Below are 26,847 nucleotides of genomic sequence, written 5' to 3' on the forward strand. Positions count from 1 at the left end.
GGGATGAAAGCCGTATTTCAAACAGATAGAGGGAGAGTGCGTCTTCATAATGAAGATGCCGGTGGTGTATTTAGAAATAGGGACGGTTTCCGCCTCGCCATTGTTGCCGATGGGATGGGCGGTCACCGTGCTGGTGACGTTGCAAGTGAGATGACAATCAGTGCTTTAAAAACAGAATGGGAATCAGCAAGTGGGATAAATACGGCCGGTGATGCTGAGAGCTGGCTTAAAGAGCAAATTAAGAAAGTCAATCTATTATTATTGGACCATGCAACCAATAACACTGAATGTGACGGGATGGGGACAACGATTGTTGCTGCAATTACCACGGACACTTTTGCTACAATTGCCAATATTGGTGACAGCAGAGGTTATTTGCTAAACGAATCCGGCTTTAAACAGATTACCGAAGATCATTCTCTTGTTAATGAACTAGTTAGATCCGGACAAATATCAAAAGAGGATGCTGAACATCATCCACGGAAGAATGTTTTATTGCGGGCATTAGGGACGGAAAAAACAGTCGAAATGGATATCAAGACAATCATTTTTGAAGAAGGAGACATCCTTTTACTTTGTTCCGATGGTTTATCCAATAAAGTCAATGAAGCAGAGATGATGGAACTATTGCAAAATGATGGAAATTTACAACAAAAAGCAGACACCCTTATCTTACTTGCAAATGAAAATGGCGGAGAGGATAACATTACACTGGCTATTGTCGAGTTTTCTGAAACACGCGAGGATGATGTTTAGATGTTGATTGGAAAAAGATTAAGTGGCCGCTATAAAATATTGGATATGATTGGCGGAGGAGGCATGGCCAATGTCTACTTGGCCCATGATATGATCCTTGACCGAGATGTTGCGGTGAAAATGCTTCGACTGGATTTTGCCAATGATGAAGAATTTATCCGCCGATTCCGCCGGGAAGCACAATCAGCAACAAGTCTTGCGCATCCAAATATTGTAAGTATCTACGACGTTGGCGAAGAAAATGATCTTTATTATATTGTGATGGAATTTGTAGATGGTCAGACGTTGAAACAATACATACAACAAAATTCACCACTTCGAGTGGAGGATACCATTGGAATCATGAGACAGCTTACGTCAGCTATCTCACATGCCCATCAAAACCATATTATCCATCGTGATATAAAACCGCATAATATTTTGGTAGACCACGAAGGTAACGTGAAAATCACGGATTTTGGTATTGCGATGGCACTTAGTGCAACGAGTATCACACAGACTAATTCCGTCTTAGGTTCCGTCCATTACTTATCACCTGAACAAGCACGAGGTGGCATGGCCAACGGGAAGTCCGATATATATTCACTAGGGATCGTCATGTTTGAACTATTGACAGGCAGACTGCCATTTTCGGGGGAGTCAGCGGTGTCGATTGCTCTAAAGCACCTTCAGTCGGAAACCCCTTCTGTCAGAAGATGGAATCCAATCATCCCGCAAAGTGTTGAGAATATTGTCTTAAAGGCTACCGCAAAGGACCCCTTTCATCGTTATAATAGTGTAGATGAAATGGAGGACGATCTACGTACGGCCCTTAATCCAGAGCGAATGGATGAACTGAAGTTTACCATTCCAATCGATGATGATGCTACAAAAGCAATTCCAGTGATCACAAATCACCAACCCTTGAAAAGTTTGGATGAAACAATGGTCCATAGTAATGAAAAAACAGCGAATAACCAGAAAGATACGTCAAATAAAGGAAAAACAAACACAAAAAAGCGGAAAAAGTGGCCGATTGTTTTAATATCTACTTTTTTAGTTCTAGTCATTCTTGCTATATTAACATTTACCTTTTTACCAAGTTTGTTAGCTCCTAAAGATGTAAAAGTACCAGACCTAAGCGGGATGACCTTAGATGATGGCATTTCCAAACTTAAGTTAAAAGGATTAGCAGCCGGTAATCAAGTTGAAATTACGGATGAAAATGTAAAAGAGGGTAATGTAATAAAGACTGTCCCTGAAAGTGGAAGTACTGTAAAAGAAAATTCAAAGATAACAATCTATGTCAGCACAGGTAAAGAGAAATATGAATTATCTGATTATGTTGGAAGGCAATATGAGGATGTTATTCGTTTACTAGAAGAGCAGGGATTTAAAGATATACAAAAAATTGAGCAAACTGATGACAGCGAACCTGGGACAATTCTTAGTCAAAATCCATCCGGCGGAGAAAAAGTTGTTCCAGAAGAAACAGTCCTCGAATTTGAAGTCAGTAAGGGGCCAGAAAAAATTGTCTTGAAAGATTTAACCCAATACAATTTAAAAATGGCACAAGACTATGCCTCCTTGGTAGGTCTAACCTTAGATGCTTCGGAGGAAAAGTACGATGAAAATGTTCCTGCTGGAATGGTAATTTCTCAGAATCCAGCCCCAGGGACAGAACTAGAAAAAGGTGACAAAGTTAAGGTAGTCATATCCAAGGGGAAAGAAGATAAGCCGCCTAAAGAAGTGATTATTGAATTAACCATTCCTTATGAGCCAGCTGTACCAGGGGAGCCAGGTCAGAAACAACTTGTGAACATTTATATTGAGGATATGAACCACAGTATGACTGAACCTGCAGATACCTTTTATATTACTGAAAATACGAAAAGACAAATTAAATTAATGATTCCATATGGCAAGAAGGCTGGTTACAAAGTCATTCGTGATACCAGAGTGATAATTGATGAAAATAAAAACTATTCAGAGATAGATGCAGACACAACTACAGACACAACAACGGATGCGACAACGAATGCAACTACGAATGCAACTACGGATGCGACAACGAATGCAACTACGGAAGTAACGACTGACACAACGACAGAATAATTAGTATTGCTCTGATCCTGTATAAGAAGGACAAAATTCGCGTAAATTTTAAAGGAGAAAATTAATTATTTGGTAAGTAAAAGGGCAAGGGGTGTAGCTATGCCTGAAGGAAAAATTGTCAAAGCGTTAAGCGGTTTTTATTATGTTCTTCATGATGACAAACTAATTCAATGCCGCGGTCGTGGTGTTTTTAGGAAGAACAAGATCACCCCGCTGGTTGGTGATGAAGTTGTTTTTCAAGCTGAAAATGACTTAGAAGGTTATATTTTAGAAGTAAAAGAGCGTAAAAATGAATTGGTTCGTCCGCCGATTGCCAATGTGGAACAAGCAATCCTTGTCTTTTCAGCGGTCGAACCAGATTTTAGCACCGTGCTATTAGATCGTTTTCTTGTATTGGTGGAATTTAACGCCATAGAACCATTAATCTGTATTACCAAGATGGACCTCACCAATAAAGAAGAAAATGAGAAGATTGTTGAATATGCAGACCAATATAGGGCTGCAGGATATGAGGTAATTCTAACCTCATCTGAAACAGAAGTAGGAATTGAACTGCTAAATCCGCATATCGAAAACAAGATTTCGGTCTTTGCCGGGCAATCAGGTGTCGGGAAATCATCATTGTTGAACGTGTTAAGGCCTGATCTAGAATTAAAAACAAATGATATTTCTGCACACCTTGGTAGAGGAAAACATACGACCAGACATGTTGAGCTTATTAAGGTTGGAAATGGACTCATTGCTGATACTCCAGGCTTTAGTTCGTTAGAGTTCAATAATATTGAAGTAGAAGACTTAGCTTCTTGCTTTCCAGAGATTCAAAGAGCGAGTGAAAATTGTAAATTCCGTGGCTGCCTGCATGTGACTGAGCCAAAATGCGGGGTAAAGGCAGCTGTTGAATCAGGTGAAATTCCGTCCTATCGGTATAAGCATTACGAGGATTTTTTGCAGGAAATTAAAGATAGAAAGCCGAGGTATTAACATGGTGAAAATAGCACCTTCTATACTTTCAGCCGATTTTTCAAAGTTGGGGGAAGAAATTATTGCAGTTGATCAAGCGGGAGCGGATTATATCCATATTGATGTGATGGATGGCCACTTTGTACCAAATATAACGATTGGCCCGCTTATTGTAGAGGCTGTTCGGCCAGTTACCAAGCTGCCGCTGGATGTCCATTTGATGATTGAAAATCCCGATCACTATATTGAGGCTTTTGCTAAGGCTGGAGCAAATTTTATTACTGTGCATGTCGAGTCGTGCCGCCATCTGCACCGGACAATTCAAAATATCAAATCATTTGGGGTTAAGGCTGGTGTCGTCCTGAACCCAGCGACTCCTGTCGAGTCAATACAACATATTATCGGGGACATTGATATGGTGTTATTAATGTCAGTTAATCCAGGCTTTGGGGGGCAAACCTTTATACCTGAAGTACTTCCGAAAATAAGAAAGGTTAAGGAAATGGCGGAGCAAAAAGGGCTGTCAGTTGAGATTGAGATTGATGGCGGTGTCAATCCAGAAACGGCAAGACAATGCATCGAAGCGGGTGCCACTGTTCTTGTGGCTGGTTCTGCTGTCTACAATCAAAAGGACTATAAGCAGGCCATTTCACAACTAAGAGGGTAAAGCCAGGCTTACAAAGCTGGCTTTTTTACTTTGATATAAAGGGGAATATTTGATGATTATCAATATACTTGCAGGGGGACCAGAAGAGTTACTGCCTGATTTAAGCAGTTATCAAGGAGATGAGACAATCTGGGTAGGGGTTGACAGGGGGGTTTTTCACCTGCTTAACCGAAACATTATCCCGGAAAAGGCATTTGGAGATTTTGATTCTGTTAGTGAAGAAGAGTTATCAGTCATTGAACATCAAGTAACCGGCATAAAAAGATATAAACCCGAAAAAGATGAAACCGATATGGAGCTTGCCCTCAATTGGGCCCTTGAACAAAAACCCGAAAGTATCAATCTGTTTGGCGCCACTGGCGGAAGGCTTGATCATTTGCTCGCAAATATCCAATTGCTGCTGAATCCGATTAAAGCAAATAACCCTGTCAATGTTTACTTAGTTGATGAAAAAAATATTGTTTTCTTAAAAGAGGCGGGACACTATAAAATTAAAAAAATGGCTTCAAAAAAATATATTTCGTTTGTCCCTCTAACCCTTGATGTTACTGATCTCACGCTTGAAGGCTTTAAATTTCCGCTTAAAAACCGTCATATCTACCTTGGTTCCACACTATGTATTAGTAATGAACTTATTAGTGATTATGGTACTTTTTCATTTTCCAAAGGCATATTAATAGTGATAAGAAGTAACGATTAATATGCACTTCAATATGGTACTGATTTCGTTCGTTTGAATACTATGTAGGGGCGTGCGGAAAAAGTGGCTTTAAAATAAGCTGTGGTAGATTTGTGAGGAGGGACAGTATGAAATTTTATACAATTAAACTGCCGAAATTCTTAGGCGGACTTGTCCGGGCAATGATTGGAGCATTTAAAAAAGGCGAATAGAAACAGACCTTTTAAATTCATGGGCACCCTTCTGATTGGGTGCTTTTTATTTGCATTTTAGGTAATACTAAAATGCATAGTTTTAAATTGTTCTTTTTTGTTCAAAAATGATCGAGAACAATTTTGCCAAAAGAAAAAGCATCCAATAAATGGATGCTCGCATGCTTTATACGCGTTCTACTTTACCAGATCTTAACGCTCTTGCAGAAACCCAAACACGCTTAGGCTTTCCGTCAACAAGAATACGTACTTTTTGTAGGTTAGCACCCCATGTACGCTTGTTAGCGTTCATAGCGTGTGAACGTGCGTTACCAGTTGTTGTTTTCTTTCCAGTTACTACACATTTACGTGGCATTATGATTTCCCTCCTTAACTACCAAAAGCTTAGAACAGCATCTATTAGATGTTCATTTGGATATAGAAAATTGTATAAAAATTTTCTAGACTTGAGATACCTTAATAATTTATCACACAACCAAATTGATTGCAATAGTTGTGTACAAACCTTTCAAGAAAAAATCCTTGACATAGGTTTTGTTAAAGGCTGTTATTGTATCAGACAAGTATGGCTTTCATTATTTGATTGACTATAGTAAAATGACTTTAGTCAAAGAGCAATTATCCAAAGGGGGAACGATTCATGTCCATTGAATTAAAAACAAAGTACGGACAAATTGATATTTCAAATGAAGTAATTGCAACAATTGCCGGAGGAGCAGCAATTGAATGCTATGGAATCGTCGGAATGGCCTCTAAAAACCAAATTAAAGATGGAATCACGGAAATACTACGTAAAGAAAACTTTACTCGTGGTGTGATTGTACGCCAAGAAAACGAGGCATTACATATTGATATGTACATTATTGTCAGCTATGGAACGAAAATCTCCGAAATTGCCCACAACGTGCAATCAAAGGTTAAATACACCCTCGATCAGACAGTTGGACTTGCCGTTGACTCGGTTAATATTTACGTTCAGGGAGTTCGTGTTACGAACCCGTAGTGAGGAGGAAAGTTTGTGTCAATAACTGCATTAGATGGAAAACGTTTCGCCGAGATGGTGATTCAGGGTGCCAATCATTTGTCTGCAAACGCCAAAATGGTTGATGCATTAAACGTTTTTCCGGTCCCCGATGGTGATACCGGTACTAATATGAATTTATCGATGACCTCCGGTGCAAAGGAAGTAAAAAATAATAGTCAGGAACATATTGGTAAAGTAGGAGCAGCTCTTTCAAAAGGTTTGTTAATGGGAGCACGTGGAAATTCCGGGGTTATTCTCTCGCAATTATTCCGTGGCTTCTCAAAGGCAGTGGAGTCTAAAGCCGTCATTTCTGGAAGTGATTTTGCTCATGCCTTAGAATCAGGTGTAGAAACAGCTTATAAGGCTGTTATGAAGCCTGTCGAGGGGACCATTTTAACAGTTGCAAAAGATTCGGCTAACGGTGCCGTTGCGGCAGCTCAAAAGTCAGAAGATATTATCTATATTATGGAAGAAGTTTTAAAAGAAGCGAAGGCATCCCTTAAGCGCACACCAGATTTGCTTCCTGTCTTAAAGGAAGTAGGCGTTGTTGATAGCGGCGGACAAGGACTTGTTTTTGTATATGAAGGCTTCCTAGCACAATTAAAGGGTGAAAGTCTGCCAGAATCATCGGACTTGATTCCTTCCATGTCGGAGTTAGTAAGTGCAGAACACCATAAAAGTATTCAAGGACACATTAACACGGAAGATATTGTGTTTGGTTATTGTACCGAATTCATGGTTCGTTTTGAGCAGGAGAAGGTGGCAAAACATCCGTTTGATGAAGGTACCTTCCGCAATGATTTAAGTAAATATGGTGATTCCTTATTGGTAATTGCTGATGAAGATGTCGTTAAAGTCCACATCCATTCGGAACAACCAGGTGAAGTGTTAACCTATGGTCAGCGGTATGGTAATTTGATTAACATGAAAATTGAAAACATGCGTCAGCAACATACAAATATTGTTGGTGAAACACATGTGGCAGCGAAATCTGAAGCTAGCCAGGCAATAAAAGAAACGCAGGAATATGGCATCGTTACAGTATCAATGGGCTCGGGAATTGCGGAGTTATTCCAGAGCATTGGAGCACATGCTGTCATCGAAGGCGGGCAAACGATGAACCCGAGTACAGAGGATATTGTGAAAGCGGTTAAAGATGTCCATGCGAAAAAGGTATTCATTTTGCCAAACAACAAAAACATCATCATGGCGGCTGAACAAGCAAAGGATGTTGCCGATGAAGAAATTTATGTCATTCCTTCTAAGACAGTACCGCAAGGTTTATCGGCTCTCTTAGCCTTTAACCCTTCTGCAGCCGTTGATGAGAATGAAGCGGCCATGAAGGAAGCATTAAATCATGTCAAATCCGGGCAAATCACATTTGCTGTTCGTGATACCTCTATTGATGGCTTAGAAATTGAAAAGGACGATTTCATGGGAATCTCAGAGGGGAAAATTGTCGTAAAAAACAAAGATAAAGGGAAAGTGTCTGAAGACCTATTATCTAAGATGCTTGATGAGGACTCTGAAATTCTTACCATTATCTACGGTGAAGATGTAACAGAGGAAGAAGTAGCGAAACTAACTTCGTTCGTTGAGGAAAATTATGAAGATGTAGAAATTGAAATTCATGATGGTGGACAACCATTATATTCATATATCTTTTCAATTGAATAAGAAACAGCTAAAATAGAAGGGGGACTTTGTCATTCCCTTCTTTTTTGTGTCTAAAAATTATTAAACAAATTCCTCCTGGATACCGTAATATAAAGATAGAACTACACTAAGGAGAGAGACCTAATGAAATATAGAAGTGTGTTCGATATTATTGGTCCAGTTATGATTGGACCATCCAGTTCTCATACAGCTGGGGCAGCGAGAATCGGAAGAGTGGCTAGAAGCTTATTTGGCAGAGAACCCAAATGGGCTAATATTTCTTTATATGGCTCATTTGCTAAAACCTATAAAGGACATGGTACAGATGTAGCCATTGTAGGGGGCTTACTAGATTTTGATACAGATGATACAAGATTAATTCATGCGATTGATCTCGCAAAACAAAAAGGGATGAAACTTCGTTTTATTGAAGAAGATGCAGTTACAGATCACCCAAACACAGCAAGAATCATTATTGGAGATCAAAATGGTGAGCTGGAATTGGTAGGGATCTCAATCGGTGGCGGGAAAATTGAAATTATTGAGCTAAATGGCTTTGAATTAAAGCTTTCAGGAAATCATCCAGCCATTTTAGTTGTTCATAATGACCGTTTTGGAGCGATAGCAAGTGTGGCTCAAATTCTTGCCAAATATGAACTGAATATCGGCCATATGGAAGTCGCCCGCAAAGATGTTGGCAAGATGGCCCTTATGACGATCGAAGTAGATCAAAATATCGATAACAAGATTCTTACAGAACTCGAACAGCTTCCTAACATATTAAAAGTAACAAAAATTGTAGATTGATACGAAAAGAGGAGGCGCCTTGACCAGCGGATTATGGCCCTGAGTCCACAGGCGCTGCAGCTAGACATCAAGAGGGGGAAGGTTTGTGTTTCGTAATGTCGCTGAATTAGTGGAATTGGCCATTAACCAAAATAAAAAAATATCCGAGATCATGATTGAGCAAGAAGTGACGGTTACAGGCAGAACTAGAGAAGAGGTCCTTTCTTTTATGGACCGGAACTTAACGGTCATGGAGAAAGCAGTGGAGAGAGGCTTAAAAGGAGTAACCTCACACTCAGGTTTAACCGGAGGAGATGCTGTCCTTCTACAAAAATATATTGAAAAAGGGAATTTTTTGTCAGGTGAAACCATTCTTGATGCGGTAAGTAAAGCGGTTGCGACAAATGAAGTAAATGCAGCAATGGGAACCATTTGTGCAACTCCAACTGCAGGCTCAGCTGGAGTTGTACCGGGTACCTTATTCGCTGTGAAAAGGAAACTCAATCCAACTAGAGAACAAATGATTGCATTTTTGTTTACCGCCGGTGCATTTGGATTTGTTGTCGCTAATAATGCATCGATTTCAGGAGCAGCCGGGGGTTGTCAAGCAGAGGTTGGTTCCGCGGCAGGAATGGCAGCGGCAGCAATTGTAGAAATGGCGGGCGGATCACCAAATCAGTGTGCAGAGGCAATGGCCATTACCTTAAAGAACATGCTTGGATTGGTCTGTGATCCTGTAGCCGGCCTTGTGGAAGTCCCTTGTGTGAAACGGAATGCGATGGGTGCAGCCAATGCCATGGTGGCGGCGGATATGGCGTTAGCTGGAATTACAAGCCGTATTCCATGTGATGAAGTAATTGATGCTATGTATAGAATCGGCCAATCGATGCCGACTGCCTTAAAAGAAACAGCGCAGGGAGGGTTGGCGGCTACACCGACAGGTCGTGAACTAGAGGCTAAGATCTTCGGTATACCGCTCAAAGAAAAGTGAGTTCAGAACTTAATCAATCAATAACCGCGTTAAAAGGAATTGGGGAAGAAACGGCAGAATCCTTTGCGGAAATGAGGATTTATACACTCCGTGATTTATTAGAATATTTTCCGTACCGATATGAAGATTATTCGCTTAAAGACCTGGCCGAAGTGAAGCATGATGAGAAAGTGACAGTGGAAGGGAAGGTTCATAGTGAGCCTTCTCTTAACTATTTTGGCAGGAAGAAGTCAAAGTTGACCCTTAGGCTTTTTGTTGGATCTTACCTGATAAAGGTAGTTTTCTTTAATCAGCCCTATTTAAAAAGTAAAATCAACATGAATGAAACCATTACTGTCACTGGTAAATGGGATGCACATCGGCAAACCATTACTGCAAATGAAATGCAAATGGGATATAACACGAAGTCAACCGACTATGAACCTGTCTACTCCTTAAGAGGCAAGGTCACAACAAAAGGGATGAGGAAGTTTATTCACCTTGCTTTCCAACAATATGGGCAGCAGATAGAAGAGACTCTTCCGGAAACTTTCTTGAAAAGATATCGTCTAATGGGCAAACGGGATGCACTAAAAATCATGCACTTTCCGAATAGTCCAGAGGAAGTTAAGCAAGCTAGAAGGCGTTTTGTATATGAAGAATTCCTATTGTTTCAATTGAAAATGCAAGCACTAAGGAAATTTGAACGAGAGCATTCGCCGGGGATTAAGCAAAAATATGACTTGGATAAATTAATGGAGCTAATCAATAGTCTTCCATTCCCATTAACAAATGCCCAAAAAAAGGTTGTTAATGAGATATTAGCAGATTTAAAATCACCCTACCATATGAATCGTCTTCTCCAAGGAGATGTAGGTTCCGGTAAAACGGTTGTAGCCGCCATTGGGCTTTATGCAACAGTAACAGCGGGCTATCAGGGGGCCTTAATGGTACCAACAGAGATTTTAGCAGAGCAGCATGCAGAATCCTTAAAAAATATGTTAGAACCGGTTCATGTCAGATGCGAACTTTTAACAAGCTCGATTAAAGGTAAACGGAGACGTGAAATTCTCCAAGAGTTAAAAGAAGGCAAGGTCGATATCTTAATCGGTACCCATGCACTCATCCAAGATGAGGTTTCGTTTAACAAACTTGGGTTTGTCATTACAGATGAGCAGCACCGTTTTGGGGTGGAGCAGCGAAGGATTTTGCGGGAAAAAGGCGAGAATCCAGATGTTCTGTTTATGACAGCAACTCCTATTCCTCGAACACTTGCCATTACGGTTTTTGGAGAAATGGATGTGTCGATCATTGATGAGATGCCGGCGGGAAGAAAATCAATTGAGACCTATTGGGCAAAACCGGAAATGCTAGAACGGGTCCTCGGGTTTATTGAAAAGGAATTGACGAAAGGACATCAGGCCTATGTGATTTGTCCATTAATTGAGGAGTCAGAGAAGCTTGATGTGCAAAATGCGATTGATGTTCATTCGACGTTAAGTCATTTTTTTCAAAACCGCTTTAAAGTTGGGCTGATGCATGGCCGCCTATCATCAGAGGAAAAAGATTCGGTGATGAAGGCATTTAGTGAAAATGAAGTACAAGTCCTTGTTTCCACAACTGTTGTCGAGGTGGGGGTAAATGTTCCTAATGCGACTATGATGGTCATTTATGATGCGGAGCGATTCGGTCTTTCGCAGTTGCATCAGCTGCGTGGCCGTGTTGGACGTGGGAGTGCTCAGTCATACTGTGTACTTTTGGCGAGTCCAAAATCTGAAGTAGGCCAAGAAAGAATGCGGATTATGACTGAAACAAATGATGGGTTTGTATTAAGTGAAAAGGATTTAGAGCTAAGAGGGCCTGGGGACTTTTTTGGGAAAAAACAAAGTGGAGTTCCGGAGTTTAAGGTAGCCGATATGGTACATGATTATCGGGCACTTGAAACAGCCAGAAGTGATGCAAGCATGCTGATCAGTTCGGAGTTTTTTTGGACAGACCCAGAATATCAATATTTGCGAAATAAAATAAAAGAATCAGGAGTGTTAGAAGGGGAAAAACTAGATTAAATAGATATCCCTTCCAAACCGTCTATTCAGTGCCCGGCGACTCGTATTTCACTCGAGGTAAGCCGGGCACTTCCGCATTTCTTTTAAATTTAATCTTGCAATCTGTCTTTTTAAATTTTATACTACTCATAGTACCTAGTCATAAGAGCTCGGACGGTGTGAAAATCATGAGAAGAAGCAAAAAAGAACGCCAACAATTATTAACTTCTACCATTAAAGAAAATCCTTTTATTACGGATGAGGATTTAGCTGAAAAATTTCAAGTGAGTGTTCAAACCATCCGTCTTGATCGCTTGGAGTTATCCATACCGGAACTCCGTGAACGAATTAAAAACGTGGCCGAGAAACGGTTTGATGATGAAGTTCGTTCCTTACCGTTAGAAGAAGTAATTGGTGAAATTATACATATTGAACTAGACCAAAACGCCATCTCTATTTTTGATGTAAAAAAAGAACATGTGTTCAAGCGTAATAATATTGCGCGCGGACATCACGTTTTTGCTCAGGCGAATTCACTTGCTGTTGCTGTCATTAATGACGAATTAGCCTTAACGGCCAAAGCGAATATTCAATTTAAACGTTCTGTAAATCTAAATGAACGGGTAATTGCAAAAGCAAGGGTAACCAAAATAGAAGATACCGGGAGAACGTTTGTGGAAGTAGAGAGTTTTGTCAATAACGAACTGGTTTTTACCGGAAAATTTGAAATGTACCGTTCGAAAAATAATTAAGGGGATGAGACACATGAAAATAGCAATCGATGCCATGGGCGGAGATCATGCCCCAAAAGAAATTGTATTAGGTGCAATGAAGGCTGTTCAGGCCTTTTCTGATATACATATTACCCTTGTTGGGGACGAAAACAAAATCAAAGAAACACTAACAAATCACGAGAGAATTTCTTGTTTACATACAACTGAAATAATACTTGGAACCGATGAACCAGTTAGAGCGGTTCGCCGAAAAAAGGATGCTTCCATGGTGTTAGCCGCTAAACAAGTGGCTGATGGGTTAGCTGACGCCTGCATCTCTGCAGGGAATACGGGTGCATTAATGGCAGTTGGTCTATTTGTTGTAGGGCGAATTGAAGGGATTGACAGACCGGCCCTTGCGCCTACATTGCCAACCATTGGAGGAGAAGGCTTTCTTTTGCTGGATGTTGGTGCAAATGCCGATGCCAAACCAGAACATTTAGTTCAAAATGCCATCATGGGTTCGATTTACAGTGAAAAAGTTAGAGGTATTGAACGGCCGAGAGTAGGGCTCTTAAATATCGGAACGGAAGAAAAGAAAGGTAATGAGCTCACAAAAAATACGTTTACCTTATTAAAAAATACGAATTTGAATTTTGTCGGCAATGTCGAGGCACGTGACTTACTTGACGGTGTTGCGGACGTCGTGGTGACCGATGGATTCACCGGTAATATGGTGTTGAAAACACTTGAAGGGACCGCTCTATCGATGTTTAAAATGCTGAAAACAGCATTGATGAGCAGCTTTACAAGCAAACTGGCAGCAGCAGTCCTAAAGCCAAACCTAATGGCGCTAAAAAATAAAATGGACTATTCAGAGTATGGCGGTGCTGCCCTATTCGGTTTAAAGGCACCTGTCATCAAGGCGCATGGCTCATCCAATGCCCAAGCGATCTTTAGTGCAATCAGGCAGACAAGGGAAATGGCGGGCAACAATGTAGTCCAATTAATTCAAAAAGCAGTAGCAGAATCTGATACTGTTAAATTAGAACAATAGAGGTGTTGAAATGAGTAAACTAGCCTTTGTTTTTCCAGGACAAGGTTCACAAACAGTAGGAATGGGGAAAGAGTTAGCGGAAAAACATCCGGAAATTATGGAGTATTTTTTTAAAGCCGATCAAAGACTGAACGTCCCTTTAAGTAATCTAATTTTTGAAGGTCCAAAAGAAGAGTTGACTTTGACGTATAATACACAGCCAGCATTGCTTACAACAAGTATCGCCATCTTAGACTTCTTTCAACAAGCCGGGGTAAAGGCTGATTTTGTTGCCGGTCACAGCTTAGGAGAATATACAGCTTTGGTTGCTGCCGGGGTGCTATCTTTTGAAGATGGAGTGTACGCCGTCCGCAAACGAGGAGAGTTTATGGAGCATGCGGTACCAAATGGTGAGGGTTCCATGGCTGCTGTTCTCGGTTTAGATCGGGATGCGCTTCAAAAGGTTACAGAAGAGGTCAGCGCAACAGGTATGCCAGTTTCATTAGCCAACTTAAACTGTCCCGGCCAGATTGTCATTTCCGGATCAAGGGAAGGTGTAGAGGCTGCTGGTGTGAAAGCGAAAGAAGCGGGGGCAAAACGTGTACTGCCTTTAGAAGTAAGCGGACCTTTCCATTCTACATTAATGAAACCGGCAGCTAATCAATTGCGTGAAGTCCTAGATGGTCTTGAAATGAAGAATGCCGAAATCCCTGTAATCGCAAACGTTACGGCCGAACCGATTAGTGCCAGTTTAGAAATTAAGGATAAGTTAATTGAACAACTATACTCCCCGGTATTATGGGAAGACTCCGTTGGAAAGATGATCAGTCTTGGGGTTGATACATTTATTGAGATTGGACCTGGAAAGGTTCTTTCAGGCTTAATCAAAAAAATTGATAAAACAGTCAAAACGTATTCAGTATCAGATGAAGCGAGCGCTCAAAACGTATTGGACGCTTTAAAGGAGGAAAAACTATGACTTTAGCAGGGAAATTTGCTCTTGTAACAGGAGCATCCCGGGGAATCGGCAGAGAAATTGCTCTGGAACTGGCAAGACAAGGTGCCAATGTGGCCGTCAATTTTGCAGGCAGTGAAGCAAAAGCAAATGAGGTTGTCGATGAAATTAAGGCTCTTGGCCGAGATGCCTTTGCGGTAAAATGTAATGTAGCCGATACTGAAGCAGTGTCAGAAATGGTGAAAGCGACAGTAGACCGTTTTGGAAGACTAGACATTCTCGTTAATAATGCAGGGATTACCCGCGATAATTTGTTAATGAGAATGAAGGAAGAGGAATGGGATGATGTCATCAACACCAACCTAAAAGGTGTGTTCCTTTGTACAAAAGCCGTAACTAGACAAATGATGAAGCAGCGTGTTGGCCGCATCATTAATATTGCTTCTGTTGTCGGTGTAAGCGGAAATCCAGGTCAAGCCAACTATGTGGCGGCAAAAGCTGGTGTAATCGGCTTAACGAAAACAACTGCCAAAGAACTGGCATCACGTAATATTACGGTAAACACGATTGCGCCTGGGTTTATTACCACCGATATGACAGACCAATTATCTGAAGAAGTAAAGGCAGAAATGTTAAAGCAAATTCCTCTAGCTCGTTTAGGCGAACCAAAGGATATCGCCAAAATTACCGCCTTTATCGCATCTGATGATTCATCCTATATCACCGGCCAGACGCTACACGTTAATGGCGGAATGGTCATGTAAAATTTAATTTTATTTTAGATTTATCTTTTTAATGAAATACTCTATAATAGCTTGAGGGGAGGTGAACAAGCATGGCAGAGGTATTAGAACGTGTTACAAAAATCATCGTAGACCGCTTAGGTGTTGATGAGTCTCAAGTTAAGCTTGAAGCTTCATTTAAAGATGATCTTGGCGCTGATTCCCTTGACGTAGTTGAACTAGTAATGGAATTAGAAGATGAGTTCGATATGGAAATTTCTGACGATGATGCTGAAAAAATCAGTACAGTTGGTGATGCTGTTAATTACATAAATAGCAGTAAATAATCCCGTTAGATTTGTTCAAAAGCTCCGTTTTCAAACGGAGCTTTATTATGTCTAGCGACGGCGCCAAGGGGCTCTTAGGTCTAAGCCAATCCGTCGAGAAGGTTAAAGAGCAACCTTCCCGCCGTCTCGTCTGTAGCCTTGCGCCCCTAGGCATGGCGCCTTTGCTTTTCTTACTGCATGATAGAACTTGGCAAACTATCTGCCAAGTTTCTTTGCGTTTTCATAAAATCTTTTTTAAACTCTTATTAGGTAGATTGTAAATTTGATGCAAGGTGGAGAAATTCATGCGCAAGAATGGTAAAGAAAATGAAGTAAATCGCGCAAAAGAAAATCAATTTAAGGATTTTCAAACTTCAATCGGTGTGACGATTGAAAATGAAAAATTATTAAAACAAGCATTTACTCATTCATCCTATGTGAATGAGCATCGCAGAAAGCCATTCGAAGATAATGAAAGGCTTGAATTTTTAGGAGACGCTGTCCTCGAATTAACGGTTTCAAAATTCCTTTTTAAAAAATACCCTACGATGACTGAAGGAGAATTAACGAAACTACGTGCTGCTATTGTTTGTGAACCTTCACTGGTAGCCTTTGCAAATGACCTGGAATTTGGTAAATACATTTTGCTTGGTAAAGGGGAAGAGATGACTGGCGGCAGGGAACGCCCAGCACTGCTTGCTGACGTGTTTGAAGCTTTCATTGGTGCGTTATATTTGGATCAGGGAATTGAAAAAGTCGTCGAATTTCTCGAGAGAGTGGTTTTTCCTAAAATAAATGCCGGTGCTTTTTCTCATGTGATGGATTTTAAAAGTCAATTGCAAGAGCTTGTTCAGCGTGATGGAGCTGGAATTATTGAATATCGTGTCCTGCAGGAAAAAGGACCTGCCCATAATAAGGAATTTGTTTCGCGAGTATCCCTTAATGGGAAAGAACTTGGTGTGGGATCAGGAAAATCCAAGAAAGAAGCGGAACAGCATGCGGCTGAAATGGCTCTTAAAGTATTAAAAACAAAAACAACTTAGAAATGACAATGTCGGCAGGAGAAATCCCCGTGCAGCATAGGGAGGATAACGAAATGTTTTTAAAACGGTTGGACATTATTGGCTTTAAATCTTTTGCTGAACGCATTGAAGTTGATTTTGTTCCTGGAGTAACAGCTGTAGTTGGTCCTAATGGGAGCGGCAAAAGTAATATTACCGATGCCATTCGCTGGGTTTTAGGGGAACAATCGGCTAAGTCTTTAAGAGGCAGCAAGATGGAAGATATTATTTTTGCTGGAAGCGATTCTAGAAAGGCCCTTAATTTTGCCGAAGTGACACTGACATTGGACAATACCGATCAAGGATTAGGGATTGATTTTAATGAGGTTAGTGTGACTAGAAGGGTTTCCCGCTCGGGTGATAGTGACTTCTTCATAAATAAACAGTCATGCCGCCTTAAAGATATTATTGATTTATTTATGGATTCCGGTCTTGGCCGTGAGGCTTTTTCAATTATCAGCCAAGGAAAAGTTGAGGAAATTTTAAATAGTAAGGCTGAGGAGCGCCGGACCATCTTTGAAGAAGCTGCAGGAGTTTTAAAATATAAGAACCGCAAGAAAAAGGCAGAAGTCAAACTGTTTGAAACACAGGATAATTTAAATCGTGTAAATGATATCCTCCATGAGCTTGAAGGACAAGTTGAGCCGCTGAAAATTCAAGCATCAATGGCAAAAGACTTTTTAGAGAAAAAAGAAGAGCTTGAAAAGATTGAGGTGGCGTTAACGGTCTTTGAAATCGAAGACCTTCACCAAAATTGGGAACAACTTTCCAAACAGTTAGAGGTACACCAACAGGAAGAACTAAAGCTTTCTTCAGAATTGCAGGTCAAAGAAGCGGCAATTGTTGAAACAAGGGACAAAATGGCTGCAATGGATGAGTCAATCACAGACTTGCAGAATGTACTCTTACATGCCAGTGAAGAACTTGAAAAGCTTGAGGGCAGGAAAGAAGTCCTCAAGGAACGGAAAAAGAATGCTGCGCAAAATAAGGAACAGTTAAAAGGTAATATTTTAGAACTAACAGATCGTATTAGTCAGTTAAAGAAAAATAGGGAATTACAGGCTGATACCGTAGAGGAACTAAGAAACCTTGTTGAAAAACTGCAGTCCGAACTAAAAGAGCGGCAAGAGAAGCTGCCACTATTTTCCGAGAATATCGAAGAAAAAATCGAAGCGTTAAAAAGTGAATATATCGATTTATTAAATGACCAAGCCGGTGCAAAAAATGAAATAAAATATATCAATCAACAATTGGAGCAGCAAGAACGTAGAGGTGCCCGTCTTGATGCTGAAAATGAAAAATATCTCGAAGAACGTCTAACCGCTCAAAGTAAAAAGCGAGAAATTCAAAATTCCTTAGAAGAGGTACAAAAGAAATTAGCAAGTCAGTTGGTATCATATCGTGAGGGACAGCGTGAGCTTGAAAATGTTAAGAATAATTACGAAAAACAAGAAAAAACATTGTATCAAGCATATCAGCTGCTCCAGCAGGCAAAGTCTAGAAAAGATATGCTCGAAGAGATGGAAGAAGACTTTGCAGGTTTTTTTCAAGGTGTAAAAGAGGTTTTAAAGGCTCGGGACCATAAGTTAAAGGGAATTGAAGGAGCGGTAGCTGAGCTTGTAACTGTTCCAAAGGATTATGAAACAGCTATAGAAACAGCCCTTGGCGGTGCTCTTCAGCATATTGTGGTGGATACGGAGCAGAATGCCCGGACGGCCATTCAATATTTGAAGCAGAATTCATATGGTCGAGCTACATTTTTACCGTTAAGTGTAATTAAAGGGCGGCCTTTATCATCTACACAGCTTTATTCCATTCAAAACCACCCTTCGTTGATTGGACCGGCTGTCAGTCTCGTTAAATTTGATTCAAAGTATTCTGAGGTTATGAATAATCTGCTCGGAAATGTAATTATAACAAGGGACCTAAAAGGAGCGAATGAATTAGCGAAAATCCTGCAATACCGCGCCAGAATGGTCACCTTAGATGGCGATATCGTGAATCCTGGCGGTTCGATGACCGGTGGAGCGGTTAAGCAAAAATCAACGTCTCTGTTAACGAGAAAAGGGGAGCTTGAAACTATAAAAGACAAGCTCATCATAATGGAAGAAAAAACAGCAGGCTTGGAAACTGCCGTTAAGAGGTTAAAAGCAGAAGTTCAACAAGTTGAAAAGCAAGTGGATGAAATCCGGCAAGATGGGGAGTCATTACGCTTAACGGAGCAATCTGTTAAGGGGGACCTTCGTGAGGCCGAGCTGCTGGAGAAGAACCTTAATGACCGTTTAGCCCTTTATGATCTTGAAAAAGGGCAGTTGACTGAAGAGAGAGAATCACTCTTAAAAAGAAAAATGGAGTTAGCGGAGGCATTCGAGTCCTATAAGCTAACGATTGCCGAGTTAGATGCCCAAATTACGATACTAACAGAACAAAAAACAAGTGACCTAAGCTCAAAAGAAACCCTGACGAATGAAATTAATGAATTGAAGGTAGAGTTTGCCTCAAAGAATGAACAGTTTACCCATGCAAAAGAACGCTTGATGCTAATTAATGATGATTTAAAAGAGAGTGAGCAAAAGCATCTCATTTTTACAGAAGATCTTAACCTCTTAACTTCGGAAATGACGAATAGTTCCTCAGGGGAAGAACAATTAGAAGCAGCCTCAAAAAGAAAACAACAGGATAAAGAAGCAACATTAAAGTTAATCACGGAAAGAAGACAAGAACGATTGTCGATGCAAGACTCACTTGAAAATTTGGAATTAGAAGCAAAAGAGTTGAAGAGACTTCATAAAGGGATGATCGTCGTATTAAAGGATGAAGAGGTAAAGATCAACCGCTTGGATGTGGAACTAGAAAATCGGCTTGCACAGCTAAGGGAAGAATACCTTCTTTCATTTGATGGAGCGAAGGAACAATATCCATTAACCATCCCGGTAGAGGAAGCGAGAAAAAAGGTTAAATTAATCAAGATGGCGATTGAAGAGCTAGGCAGTGTCAATCTTGGGGCGATTGAAGAATACGAGCGGGTTTCTGAACGCTATGAATTCTTAAACGAGCAAAAGACGGACCTGCAGGAAGCCAAAGACACCCTTTATATGGTTATTGATGAAATGGATTCAGAAATGAAGAGACGTTTTGAACAAACCTTTGAGGGGATTCGTGAACATTTTGAACCGACATTCCGAACTCTTTTTGGCGGTGGAAGGGCAGATTTAGTTTTAACTGAACCGGAGGATCTCTTAAATACCGGTGTAGAAATTGTTGCTCAGCCTCCGGGTAAAAAACTCCAGAACCTTGGACTCTTATCTGGAGGGGAACGCGCACTTACGGCGATCGCCTTGTTATTTTCGATTCTAAAAGTCCGTCCGGTTCCATTCTGTATTCTTGATGAGGTGGAAGCAGCCTTGGATGAAGCCAATGTTCACCGTTTCAGCCAATATTTAAAAAAGTATAGTAAAGAAACACAATTTATTGTCATTACGCATCGAAAAGGTACGATGGAAGAGGCCGATGTCCTATATGGGGTAACCATGCAGGAATCAGGTGTATCAAAGCTTGTATCCGTCCGTTTGGAGGACACAAAAGAACTAGTTGAATCATAATTGAAGGAAGTGAAAACATGAGTTTTTTTAAAAAATTAAAAGAAAAAATTTCAAAATCTACGGATTCTGTAACCGAAAAGTTTAGGGAAGGGTTGACCAAAACACGAGACAGTTTTTCAGGGAAAGTAAATGATTTAGTTGCCAGGTACCGTAAAGTTGATGAAGATTTTTTTGAAGAATTAGAGGAAATTTTAATTCAGGCTGATGTCGGTTTCGATACCGTCATGCAGTTAATTGATGAACTCAAGCTGGAAGTAAAACGCCGTAATATTCAAGACCCGCAAGAGGTGCAGAGTGTAATCTCTGAAAAGCTTGTCGACATTTATAATGCTGGTGAAGAACAATCCTCGAAATTAAACATCCAGCAGGATGGACTAACGGTCATTTTATTTGTTGGGGTTAATGGAGTTGGGAAAACGACTACGATTGGCAAACTCGGTCATAAGTTTAAGAGTGAAGGTAAGAAAGTATTGATGGCTGCAGGTGATACGTTCCGTGCAGGTGCCATTGAACAGCTCGAGGTTTGGGGAGAAAGAGTTGGAGTAGAAGTTATTAAGCAGGCAGAGGGTTCTGACCCAGCAGCGGTTATGTATGATGCCATTCAAGCAGCTAAATCACGCCATGCGGATATTTTATTGTGTGATACAGCAGGCCGTCTGCAAAATAAAGTAAACTTAATGAAAGAGTTAGAGAAGGTGAAACGGGTTATCGAACGTGAGATACCTGGTGCTCCCCATGAGGTAATTCTTGTACTTGATGCAACAACCGGTCAGAATGCTCTCATCCAGGCAAAAACATTTAAAGAAGCAACTAATGTCAGTGGGATTGTCCTGTCAAAATTGGATGGTACAGCAAAGGGCGGGATCGTTCTGGCAATTCGTAATGAATTAAAAATTCCTGTTAAATTTGTCGGACTGGGCGAAAAAATGGATGATCTGCAAGAATTTGATGCAGAAAAATATGTGTACGGGCTATTTGCTGATCAAGTAGAAAAATCAGAATAGGTTGTAAAGGTATTATCTTGACAGATACGACACGACCCTGTAAACTACTTTTGTAAAGGCTTTTCACTTAACATTAGTATTGGAGGGAATAGTGGCATGATGCTTGAAAAGACAACGCGAATGAATTATCTATATGATTTCTACTATTCGCTGTTAACTCCAAAGCAACAAAGCTATATGTCTCTCTATTATTTAGATGATTACTCTCTGGGAGAGATTGCTGAAGAGTATGACGTCAGCAGACAAGCTGTTTATGATAATATAAAACGGACAGAAGCAATGCTCGAGGAGTATGAGGAAAAGCTGTTATTACTTCAGAAATTTCAAAAGCGTACGAGACTTATCAGGGACATGAAAGAATTGCTTATTGAGGAGTATCCAACAAAAACAGCATTGTTAAAAACAATTGCTGAGCTTGAGAAATTAGATTAGGAGGCGGCATAAATGGCGTTTGAAGGATTAGCCGACCGACTGCAAAATACAATCCAAAAAATCCGCGGAAAAGGGAAAGTCACTGAAGCGGACGTCAAAGAAATGATGCGTGAAGTGCGTCTTGCCCTACTAGAAGCAGACGTTAACTTCAAGGTAGTCAAAGATTTTGTCAAAAAAGTCAGTGAGCGGGCTGTAGGACAAGAGGTTCTCAAGAGTTTAACTCCGGGGCAGCAGATCATTAAAATCGTTAACGAGGAACTAACTGAGTTAATGGGGGGCGAACAAAGCAAGATTGCCGCTTCTAATCGTCCACCGACGGTTATTATGATGGTTGGTCTGCAAGGAGCCGGTAAAACAACGACAACGGGAAAGCTGTCACTGTTACTTCGTAAAAAGTATAACCGTAATCCTTTGCTTGTCGCAGCTGATATTTATCGCCCTGCGGCGATCAAGCAGCTTCAAACCCTGGGTAAACAATTGGATATGCCTGTGTTCTCGCTGGGGGATCAGGTGAGCCCTGTCGAGATTGCCAAGCAAGCGATTTTAAAAGCTAAAGAAGAGCATTATGACTATGTTTTGATTGATACCGCCGGACGTCTTCATGTGGATGAGGCTTTAATGGACGAGCTTAAGGACATTAAAGAATTAACCAAACCGGACGAAATCTTCCTTGTTGTCGATGCGATGACCGGACAGGACGCAGTCAATGTGGCACAAAGCTTTAATGAACAGCTTGGATTAACAGGTGTGGTTCTAACGAAGCTTGATGGTGATACTCGAGGCGGGGCAGCCCTGTCTATTCGTGCCGTTACGCAGACACCGATTAAATTTGTCGGTCTTGGCGAAAAAATGGATGCATTGGAGCCATTTCATCCTGAACGGATGGCTTCGAGAATTCTGGGTATGGGTGATGTGCTGACGCTCATTGAAAAGGCACAAGCCAATGTGGACGAACAAAAGGCAAAAGAGTTAGAGCAAAAAATGCGGACTGCTTCGTTTACCCTTGAGGACTTTTTAGATCAGCTTGGTCAAGTCCGAAACTTAGGACCACTGGATGAATTGTTAAAGATGATGCCTGGGGCTAATAAAATCAAGGGCTTGAATAATCTTCAAATCGATGAAAAGCAAATTGCCCATGTGGAAGCGATTATCCAATCGATGACTAAGCATGAGAAAAATAATCCGGAAATTCTAAATGCCAGCCGTAAGAAGAGAATTTCCAAAGGAAGCGGACGTCCAGTAACCGAAATTAACCGTCTATTAAAGCAGTTCGAAGACATGAAGAAGATGATGAAGCAAATGTCCGGAATGCAGATGAAAGGCAAGAAAAAGGGCGGATTTAAGTTTCCTTTTAAGTTTTAAGTTGAGAAAAATTGGTAATAATGGTTGTAAAGAAAAAACACTTTACAAACTATAAAAGAATTGATATTATACTATCTTGTGTGAAACTATTCGGAGGTGCTTATTTAAAATGGCAGTAAAAATTCGTTTAAAGCGTATGGGAGCTAAAAAAACTCCTTTCTATCGTATTGTAGTAGCAGATTCTCGTTCACCACGTGACGGACGTTACATTGAAATCGTTGGAACTTACAATCCAGTTGCAGAACCAGCTAAAGTTGACATCAACGAAGAATTAGCTCTTAAATGGTTAAAAGACGGTGCGAAGCCATCTGATACAGTTCGTAACCTTTTCTCAAGCCAAGGCATCATGGAGAAATTCCATAATGCAAAATTAAACAAGTAATTGTTTGAACGATTATGAAACAATTAATCGAAACGATTGTTAAGCCTCTTGTTGATTTTCCCGAAGATGTTCATGTGGATGTCTTAGAGGATGAAAATCGTGTTACTTATCAGTTAACCGTAAATAAGACGGATATGGGAAAAGTAATCGGTAAACAGGGGCGCGTTGCAAAGGCCATTAGAACTGTTGTTTATGCAGCAGGATCATCACAACAAAAGAAAATTTTTCTAGAAATTGGTGAATAGCTTTTTGCATCTAGATAAAAGGGAGGGAGTCATTCCTCCCTTTTTTGCTACTCGAAAAGCGGAAGCGCCTTGTCTAGGGGTGCAAGGCTACAGACGAGCCGGCGAGAAGGTTGTTCTTTAACCTTCTTGACGGATTGGCTTATGACCCCGAGCCCCTAGGCGCTGAAGCTAGACAATTCTCAAAGTTCATATAGAGCAAAGGGAGGCGGATCTTTATGCAGCTGATTCAAACTGTTGTGGTGAAGCAGGTATTAACGGAAAAAAGCAAGGAACAGCTTTACGAGAAGTTCCAAGGGAGAATGCTGCAGTTGAAAAAGGAAAGCGAACAACTTTTATTTGAGCAAAAGCGATTGGAAAAAACAAAAAACTTTTCTTCTGAGGCACTAAAGAAAAAATTTGAAACTGAAATTAGAACGCGCAAAGAAAAAATAAAGCTTCTTGAGTTTCAAATGGAACAATTACATAACCTACCACTAGGCAGTGAAATACAGGAAAGAGAAGTTCAGGCCCTCGTAGAAGTAAATGTTGGAGACCAATGGGACAATAGTGTTGGACAATCTACTATTATTATCGAGGACGGAATAGTTAAGGAAATTAGATAGAAGGTGAAGTTAGATGGAAAAATGGTTTAATGTTGGAAAAATCGTCAATACACAGGGTATTAAAGGCGAGGTGCGAGTGATATCTAAAACAGATTTCCCCGAAAAACGTTACAAAGTCGGGAATGTCCTCTTTTTATTTATGCCAAACTCGAAAAAACCGATTGAATTAACGGTAAAAAGCCACCGGACACATAAGAATTTCGAGTTACTTACATTTGAGGGATACAACAATATTAATGATGTGGAGAAATTCAAAGAGGGGATTTTAAAAGTACCTGAATCACAGCTCGGAGAATTAGAAGAAGACGAATTCTATTATCATGAAATTATCGGCTGCCTGGTTGCGACTACTCAGGGAGAGGAAATCGGTAAAGTAACGGAAATTCTTTCGCCTGGAGCAAATGACGTATGGGTTGTTAAAGGAAAAGGTGGCAAAGAAATCCTAATCCCTTATATTCAAGATGTTGTAAAGAAAGTAGATGTAAAAGAACAAGTCATCCTTATTGATCCAATGGAAGGGTTACTTTCATGATGCAAATCGATATCCTGACATTATTTCCGGAAATGTTTTCTGGAGTCTTCGGTCATTCTATTTTACAAAAAGCCGCAGAGAAATCTGCGGTTCAGTATAATGTCATAAACTTTCGTGATTTTGCAGACAACAAACACTCCACTGTGGATGATTATCCATATGGCGGCGGGGCCGGTATGGTTCTCAAACCGCAGCCGATTTTTGACGCTGTAGCATCTCTTAGAGAACAAGCAGATAGTAAAAATCCTAGGGTTATCCTGCTTTGTCCGCAAGGAGAACGCTACGAGCAGCGAAAAGCAGAGGAGTTAGCTAAAGAAGAGCATTTGATCTTTATTTGCGGTCATTATGAGGGCTATGATGAACGGATCAGGGAACATGTCGTAACAGATGAAATATCGATTGGCGATTATGTTTTAACTGGTGGTGAACTAGGCGCAATGGTAGTAGTGGATAGTGTCGTCCGTCTGCTGCCAGAAGTACTAGGGAATGAAGAGTCTCATCTGAAAGATTCCTTTAGTACAGGATTACTAGAACATCCCCACTATACGAGACCAGCGGATTTCCGGGGATTAAAGGTTCCTGATGTCCTGCTGTCAGGTAATCATAAACTAATCGAAGAATGGCGGAATAAAGAGGCGTTACGCCGGACGCTTTTAAGAAGACCTGATTTATTAGATAAAATTGAACTGACAGCTGAACAGGAAAAATGGCTGAAAGAAGTAAAAAAAGATTACGAGTAATATTGCAGGCTCGTTATAATTATGTTATGATACTTCTTGTGACTCAGAACTGATGGTTTTCAGATTGTGGTCTTATAACGATGTTCCGCTGCAAGATAATCGAAAGTAGATTTGTAAGAGCATCTGTTGGAAGGAGTTGAAAACGATGCAACAATTAATTAAAGAAATCACACAAGAACAACTTCGTACTGATCTTCCTAGCTTCCGTCCTGGTGACACTGTACGTGTACACGTAAAGGTTGTCGAGGGTACTCGTGAGCGTATTCAGTTATTTGAAGGTGTAGTGATTAAGCGTCGTGGTGGTGGAATTAGCGAAACTTTCACAGTTCGTAAAGTTTCTTACGGAGTAGGCGTTGAGCGTACTTTCCCAGTACACACACCAAAAATTGCGAAGCTTGAAGTAATTCGCCGCGGTAAAGTTCGCCGTGCTAAGCTTTACTACTTGCGTAACCTTCGCGGTAAAAAAGCTAGAATTAAAGAGATTCGATAATATGAAAAAGAAAAAGGGCTTGCTCGAGCAGGCTCTTTTTTTATACATAACATTAAAATTCATGGTAAATGTGTATCGAATTGCATCATTTTGCTGATCTTTAACCAAAATATTAAAGTTTGGTTAAAAAAATCATCCCATCGTGTTAAATAAGTTTAACTTATGTAAAATAGGCTTTATAAAACATTTTTAATAGTGATTGGTGGGGAATGTATGACTAAAAAGAAAAATGAGCTATGGGAATGGACAAAAGCGTTATTGATTGCGGTAGCATTAGCTGCGGTCATTCGATATTTTCTTTTTGCTCCTATTGTAGTGGACGGGCTTTCCATGATGCCGACATTAAAAGACCAAGACAGAATGATTGTTAATAAATTTAGTTACAACATCGGGGAGCCAAAGCGTTTTGATATCATCGTTTTTCACGCCCCGGAAGGGAAGGATTACATAAAACGTGTAATTGGTCTCCCAGGTGATACGCTTGAGTATAAGGATGATGTTTTATATATAAATGGAAAAGCGTATAAAGAGCCATATTTGGATGAATATAAGAAACAAGTAGAAGATGGTCCACTTACAGGTTCATTCACGTTAGAAGAAAAAATTGGCCGTAAAACAGTTCCAAAGGGTGAATTGTTTGTGATGGGTGATAACCGCCGCTTTAGTAAGGATTCAAGACATATCGGAACCGTTCCTATGAGTAAAGTCATCGGGAAAACGAGTGTTGTCTATTGGCCTCTAAAGGATGCTCACATTGTTACGGTAAATGGAGAATAGTTCAAGCTTTTAAAAGG

General features: G+C 40.4%; 29 protein-coding genes. 28 read left to right on the forward strand and 1 reads right to left on the reverse strand.

Going from position 1 to position 26,847, the window contains the following annotated elements:
- Positions 1–3: 3 nt before the first annotated feature.
- The 6 genes from AAHB15_RS02795 to spoVM all read left to right on the forward strand — a co-directional run bounded on the left by AAHB15_RS02795 (position 4) and on the right by spoVM (position 5,368).
- A complete protein-coding gene (locus AAHB15_RS02795; RefSeq protein ID WP_335571662.1) occupies positions 4–756 on the forward strand; it encodes a Stp1/IreP family PP2C-type Ser/Thr phosphatase in 753 nt (250 codons plus the stop codon).
- Positions 757–2,850, forward strand: coding sequence for a Stk1 family PASTA domain-containing Ser/Thr kinase (pknB, locus tag AAHB15_RS02800; RefSeq protein WP_342041709.1), 2,094 nt, complete (start codon positions 757–759; stop codon positions 2,848–2,850).
- Positions 2,851–2,949: 99 nt separating this feature from the next.
- Entirely contained in the window at positions 2,950–3,831 is an 882-nt protein-coding gene (gene rsgA, locus AAHB15_RS02805) for a ribosome small subunit-dependent GTPase A (protein ID WP_335572880.1), read from the forward strand.
- A 1-nt stretch (position 3,832) separates the two neighbouring features.
- The gene (gene rpe / locus AAHB15_RS02810) at positions 3,833–4,477 is read left to right on the forward strand and encodes a ribulose-phosphate 3-epimerase (RefSeq protein WP_342041710.1); all 645 of its coding nucleotides are present in this window, start codon (positions 3,833–3,835) and stop codon (positions 4,475–4,477) included.
- Positions 4,478–4,529: 52 nt separating this feature from the next.
- A complete protein-coding gene (locus tag AAHB15_RS02815; protein ID WP_342041711.1) occupies positions 4,530–5,177 on the forward strand; it encodes a thiamine diphosphokinase in 648 nt (215 codons plus the stop codon).
- 107 nt (positions 5,178–5,284) lie between these two features.
- Positions 5,285–5,368, forward strand: coding sequence for a stage V sporulation protein SpoVM (spoVM, locus tag AAHB15_RS02820; RefSeq protein ID WP_098528769.1), 84 nt, complete (start codon positions 5,285–5,287; stop codon positions 5,366–5,368).
- A gap of 166 nt (positions 5,369–5,534) precedes the next feature.
- Here spoVM and rpmB read toward each other — a convergent pair whose 3' ends face one another.
- Positions 5,535–5,723, reverse strand: a complete 189-nt coding sequence (gene rpmB / locus AAHB15_RS02825; protein ID WP_007087786.1) for a 50S ribosomal protein L28 — start codon at positions 5,721–5,723, stop codon at positions 5,535–5,537.
- A 285-nt stretch (positions 5,724–6,008) separates the two neighbouring features.
- Here rpmB and AAHB15_RS02830 point away from each other — a divergent pair, with 285 nt between their 5' ends.
- The 22 genes from AAHB15_RS02830 to lepB all read left to right on the forward strand — a co-directional run bounded on the left by AAHB15_RS02830 (position 6,009) and on the right by lepB (position 26,830).
- Entirely contained in the window at positions 6,009–6,371 is a 363-nt protein-coding gene (locus AAHB15_RS02830; protein WP_098528767.1) for an Asp23/Gls24 family envelope stress response protein, read from the forward strand.
- 15 nt (positions 6,372–6,386) lie between these two features.
- On the forward strand, positions 6,387–8,069 hold the full coding sequence (locus tag AAHB15_RS02835; protein ID WP_335572883.1) for a DAK2 domain-containing protein: 1,683 nt from the start codon (positions 6,387–6,389) through the stop codon (positions 8,067–8,069).
- A 123-nt stretch (positions 8,070–8,192) separates the two neighbouring features.
- Positions 8,193–8,855: an L-serine ammonia-lyase, iron-sulfur-dependent subunit beta gene (gene sdaAB / locus AAHB15_RS02840; RefSeq protein WP_335572884.1), complete on the forward strand. Its 663-nt coding sequence runs from the start codon at positions 8,193–8,195 to the stop codon at positions 8,853–8,855.
- 85 nt (positions 8,856–8,940) lie between these two features.
- Positions 8,941–9,825 (forward strand): L-serine ammonia-lyase, iron-sulfur-dependent, subunit alpha, encoded by an 885-nt coding sequence (gene sdaAA / locus AAHB15_RS02845; RefSeq protein WP_335572885.1) that lies wholly within the window; start codon positions 8,941–8,943, stop codon positions 9,823–9,825.
- Positions 9,822–11,870: an ATP-dependent DNA helicase RecG gene (gene recG, locus AAHB15_RS02850; protein ID WP_342041712.1), complete on the forward strand. Its 2,049-nt coding sequence runs from the start codon at positions 9,822–9,824 to the stop codon at positions 11,868–11,870. Before sdaAA ends, recG begins: the two co-directional genes overlap by 4 nt.
- Positions 11,871–12,037: 167 nt before the next feature.
- Positions 12,038–12,601 (forward strand): transcription factor FapR, encoded by a 564-nt coding sequence (gene fapR / locus AAHB15_RS02855; protein WP_335572887.1) that lies wholly within the window; start codon positions 12,038–12,040, stop codon positions 12,599–12,601.
- Between the two features lie 13 nt (positions 12,602–12,614).
- Positions 12,615–13,619 carry a phosphate acyltransferase PlsX gene (gene plsX, locus AAHB15_RS02860; protein ID WP_335572888.1) on the forward strand — a complete coding sequence of 335 codons (1,005 nt, stop codon included), beginning with the start codon at positions 12,615–12,617 and terminating at the stop codon, positions 13,617–13,619.
- Between the two features lie 10 nt (positions 13,620–13,629).
- Complete coding sequence (gene fabD, locus AAHB15_RS02865; RefSeq protein WP_335572889.1) at positions 13,630–14,577, forward strand: ACP S-malonyltransferase; 948 nt, start codon at positions 13,630–13,632, stop codon at positions 14,575–14,577.
- Positions 14,574–15,317, forward strand: a complete 744-nt coding sequence (gene fabG, locus AAHB15_RS02870; RefSeq protein ID WP_335572890.1) for a 3-oxoacyl-[acyl-carrier-protein] reductase — start codon at positions 14,574–14,576, stop codon at positions 15,315–15,317. Before fabD ends, fabG begins: the two co-directional genes overlap by 4 nt.
- Before the next feature lie 71 nt (positions 15,318–15,388).
- Positions 15,389–15,622, forward strand: coding sequence for an acyl carrier protein (gene acpP / locus AAHB15_RS02875; protein ID WP_098528750.1), 234 nt, complete (start codon positions 15,389–15,391; stop codon positions 15,620–15,622).
- Between the two features lie 284 nt (positions 15,623–15,906).
- On the forward strand, positions 15,907–16,644 hold the full coding sequence (gene rnc / locus AAHB15_RS02880) for a ribonuclease III (protein WP_335572891.1): 738 nt from the start codon (positions 15,907–15,909) through the stop codon (positions 16,642–16,644).
- Between the two features lie 53 nt (positions 16,645–16,697).
- Positions 16,698–20,264, forward strand: a complete 3,567-nt coding sequence (gene smc / locus AAHB15_RS02885) for a chromosome segregation protein SMC (protein WP_342041713.1) — start codon at positions 16,698–16,700, stop codon at positions 20,262–20,264.
- Positions 20,265–20,281: 17 nt separating this feature from the next.
- On the forward strand, positions 20,282–21,268 hold the full coding sequence (gene ftsY / locus AAHB15_RS02890) for a signal recognition particle-docking protein FtsY (RefSeq protein WP_335572893.1): 987 nt from the start codon (positions 20,282–20,284) through the stop codon (positions 21,266–21,268).
- Positions 21,269–21,367: 99 nt separating this feature from the next.
- Positions 21,368–21,700, forward strand: coding sequence for a putative DNA-binding protein (locus AAHB15_RS02895; RefSeq protein WP_098528860.1), 333 nt, complete (start codon positions 21,368–21,370; stop codon positions 21,698–21,700).
- A gap of 12 nt (positions 21,701–21,712) precedes the next feature.
- The gene (gene ffh, locus AAHB15_RS02900) at positions 21,713–23,062 is read left to right on the forward strand and encodes a signal recognition particle protein (RefSeq protein WP_335572894.1); all 1,350 of its coding nucleotides are present in this window, start codon (positions 21,713–21,715) and stop codon (positions 23,060–23,062) included.
- Positions 23,063–23,171: 109 nt separating this feature from the next.
- Complete coding sequence (rpsP, locus tag AAHB15_RS02905; RefSeq protein WP_098528737.1) at positions 23,172–23,444, forward strand: 30S ribosomal protein S16; 273 nt, start codon at positions 23,172–23,174, stop codon at positions 23,442–23,444.
- Positions 23,445–23,458: 14 nt separating this feature from the next.
- Positions 23,459–23,689: a KH domain-containing protein gene (locus tag AAHB15_RS02910; protein WP_251564826.1), complete on the forward strand. Its 231-nt coding sequence runs from the start codon at positions 23,459–23,461 to the stop codon at positions 23,687–23,689.
- A 215-nt stretch (positions 23,690–23,904) separates the two neighbouring features.
- Positions 23,905–24,291, forward strand: coding sequence for a YlqD family protein (locus AAHB15_RS02915; protein WP_335572895.1), 387 nt, complete (start codon positions 23,905–23,907; stop codon positions 24,289–24,291).
- 13 nt (positions 24,292–24,304) lie between these two features.
- A complete protein-coding gene (rimM, locus tag AAHB15_RS02920; protein ID WP_335572896.1) occupies positions 24,305–24,823 on the forward strand; it encodes a ribosome maturation factor RimM in 519 nt (172 codons plus the stop codon).
- Positions 24,823–25,563, forward strand: coding sequence for a tRNA (guanosine(37)-N1)-methyltransferase TrmD (gene trmD / locus AAHB15_RS02925; RefSeq protein ID WP_446715841.1), 741 nt, complete (start codon positions 24,823–24,825; stop codon positions 25,561–25,563). The genes rimM and trmD overlap by 1 nt, the downstream gene beginning before the upstream one ends.
- A 145-nt stretch (positions 25,564–25,708) precedes the next feature.
- Complete coding sequence (rplS, locus tag AAHB15_RS02930) at positions 25,709–26,053, forward strand: 50S ribosomal protein L19 (protein WP_098528730.1); 345 nt, start codon at positions 25,709–25,711, stop codon at positions 26,051–26,053.
- A gap of 213 nt (positions 26,054–26,266) precedes the next feature.
- Positions 26,267–26,830 (forward strand): signal peptidase I, encoded by a 564-nt coding sequence (lepB, locus tag AAHB15_RS02935; protein ID WP_098528728.1) that lies wholly within the window; start codon positions 26,267–26,269, stop codon positions 26,828–26,830.
- The last annotated feature ends 17 nt before the right edge of the window (positions 26,831–26,847 follow it).

It is taken from the genome of Bacillus sp. OTU2372, from assembly GCF_038440275.1.
GTDB lineage: Bacteria > Bacillota > Bacilli > Bacillales > Cytobacillaceae > Neobacillus > Neobacillus bataviensis_B.

Excerpts from the sequence above, each read along its gene's own strand:
- AAHB15_RS02915 (WP_335572895.1), top strand. The coding sequence starts at position 23,905 with ATGCAGCTGATTCAAACTGTTGTGGTGAAGCAGGTATTAACGGAAAAA.
- sdaAB (WP_335572884.1), top strand. The coding sequence starts at position 8,193 with ATGAAATATAGAAGTGTGTTCGATATTATTGGTCCAGTTATGATTGGA.
- rpmB (WP_007087786.1), bottom strand. The coding sequence starts at position 5,723 with ATGCCACGTAAATGTGTAGTAACTGGAAAGAAAACAACAACTGGTAAC.
- fabG (WP_335572890.1), top strand. The coding sequence starts at position 14,574 with ATGACTTTAGCAGGGAAATTTGCTCTTGTAACAGGAGCATCCCGGGGA.
- pknB (WP_342041709.1), top strand. The coding sequence starts at position 757 with ATGTTGATTGGAAAAAGATTAAGTGGCCGCTATAAAATATTGGATATG.
- lepB (WP_098528728.1), top strand. The coding sequence starts at position 26,267 with ATGACTAAAAAGAAAAATGAGCTATGGGAATGGACAAAAGCGTTATTG.
- smc (WP_342041713.1), top strand. The coding sequence starts at position 16,698 with ATGTTTTTAAAACGGTTGGACATTATTGGCTTTAAATCTTTTGCTGAA.
- AAHB15_RS02910 (WP_251564826.1), top strand. The coding sequence starts at position 23,459 with ATGAAACAATTAATCGAAACGATTGTTAAGCCTCTTGTTGATTTTCCC.
- trmD (WP_446715841.1), top strand. The coding sequence starts at position 24,823 with ATGCAAATCGATATCCTGACATTATTTCCGGAAATGTTTTCTGGAGTC.
- AAHB15_RS02795 (WP_335571662.1), top strand. The coding sequence starts at position 4 with ATGAAAGCCGTATTTCAAACAGATAGAGGGAGAGTGCGTCTTCATAAT.
- fabD (WP_335572889.1), top strand. The coding sequence starts at position 13,630 with ATGAGTAAACTAGCCTTTGTTTTTCCAGGACAAGGTTCACAAACAGTA.
- spoVM (WP_098528769.1), top strand. The coding sequence starts at position 5,285 with ATGAAATTTTATACAATTAAACTGCCGAAATTCTTAGGCGGACTTGTC.
- acpP (WP_098528750.1), top strand. The coding sequence starts at position 15,389 with ATGGCAGAGGTATTAGAACGTGTTACAAAAATCATCGTAGACCGCTTA.
- plsX (WP_335572888.1), top strand. The coding sequence starts at position 12,615 with ATGAAAATAGCAATCGATGCCATGGGCGGAGATCATGCCCCAAAAGAA.
- AAHB15_RS02895 (WP_098528860.1), top strand. The coding sequence starts at position 21,368 with ATGCTTGAAAAGACAACGCGAATGAATTATCTATATGATTTCTACTAT.
- rplS (WP_098528730.1), top strand. The coding sequence starts at position 25,709 with ATGCAACAATTAATTAAAGAAATCACACAAGAACAACTTCGTACTGAT.
- AAHB15_RS02815 (WP_342041711.1), top strand. The coding sequence starts at position 4,530 with ATGATTATCAATATACTTGCAGGGGGACCAGAAGAGTTACTGCCTGAT.
- fapR (WP_335572887.1), top strand. The coding sequence starts at position 12,038 with ATGAGAAGAAGCAAAAAAGAACGCCAACAATTATTAACTTCTACCATT.
- ftsY (WP_335572893.1), top strand. The coding sequence starts at position 20,282 with ATGAGTTTTTTTAAAAAATTAAAAGAAAAAATTTCAAAATCTACGGAT.
- rnc (WP_335572891.1), top strand. The coding sequence starts at position 15,907 with ATGCGCAAGAATGGTAAAGAAAATGAAGTAAATCGCGCAAAAGAAAAT.
- rsgA (WP_335572880.1), top strand. The coding sequence starts at position 2,950 with ATGCCTGAAGGAAAAATTGTCAAAGCGTTAAGCGGTTTTTATTATGTT.
- AAHB15_RS02830 (WP_098528767.1), top strand. The coding sequence starts at position 6,009 with ATGTCCATTGAATTAAAAACAAAGTACGGACAAATTGATATTTCAAAT.
- rpe (WP_342041710.1), top strand. The coding sequence starts at position 3,833 with ATGGTGAAAATAGCACCTTCTATACTTTCAGCCGATTTTTCAAAGTTG.
- rimM (WP_335572896.1), top strand. The coding sequence starts at position 24,305 with ATGGAAAAATGGTTTAATGTTGGAAAAATCGTCAATACACAGGGTATT.
- rpsP (WP_098528737.1), top strand. The coding sequence starts at position 23,172 with ATGGCAGTAAAAATTCGTTTAAAGCGTATGGGAGCTAAAAAAACTCCT.
- ffh (WP_335572894.1), top strand. The coding sequence starts at position 21,713 with ATGGCGTTTGAAGGATTAGCCGACCGACTGCAAAATACAATCCAAAAA.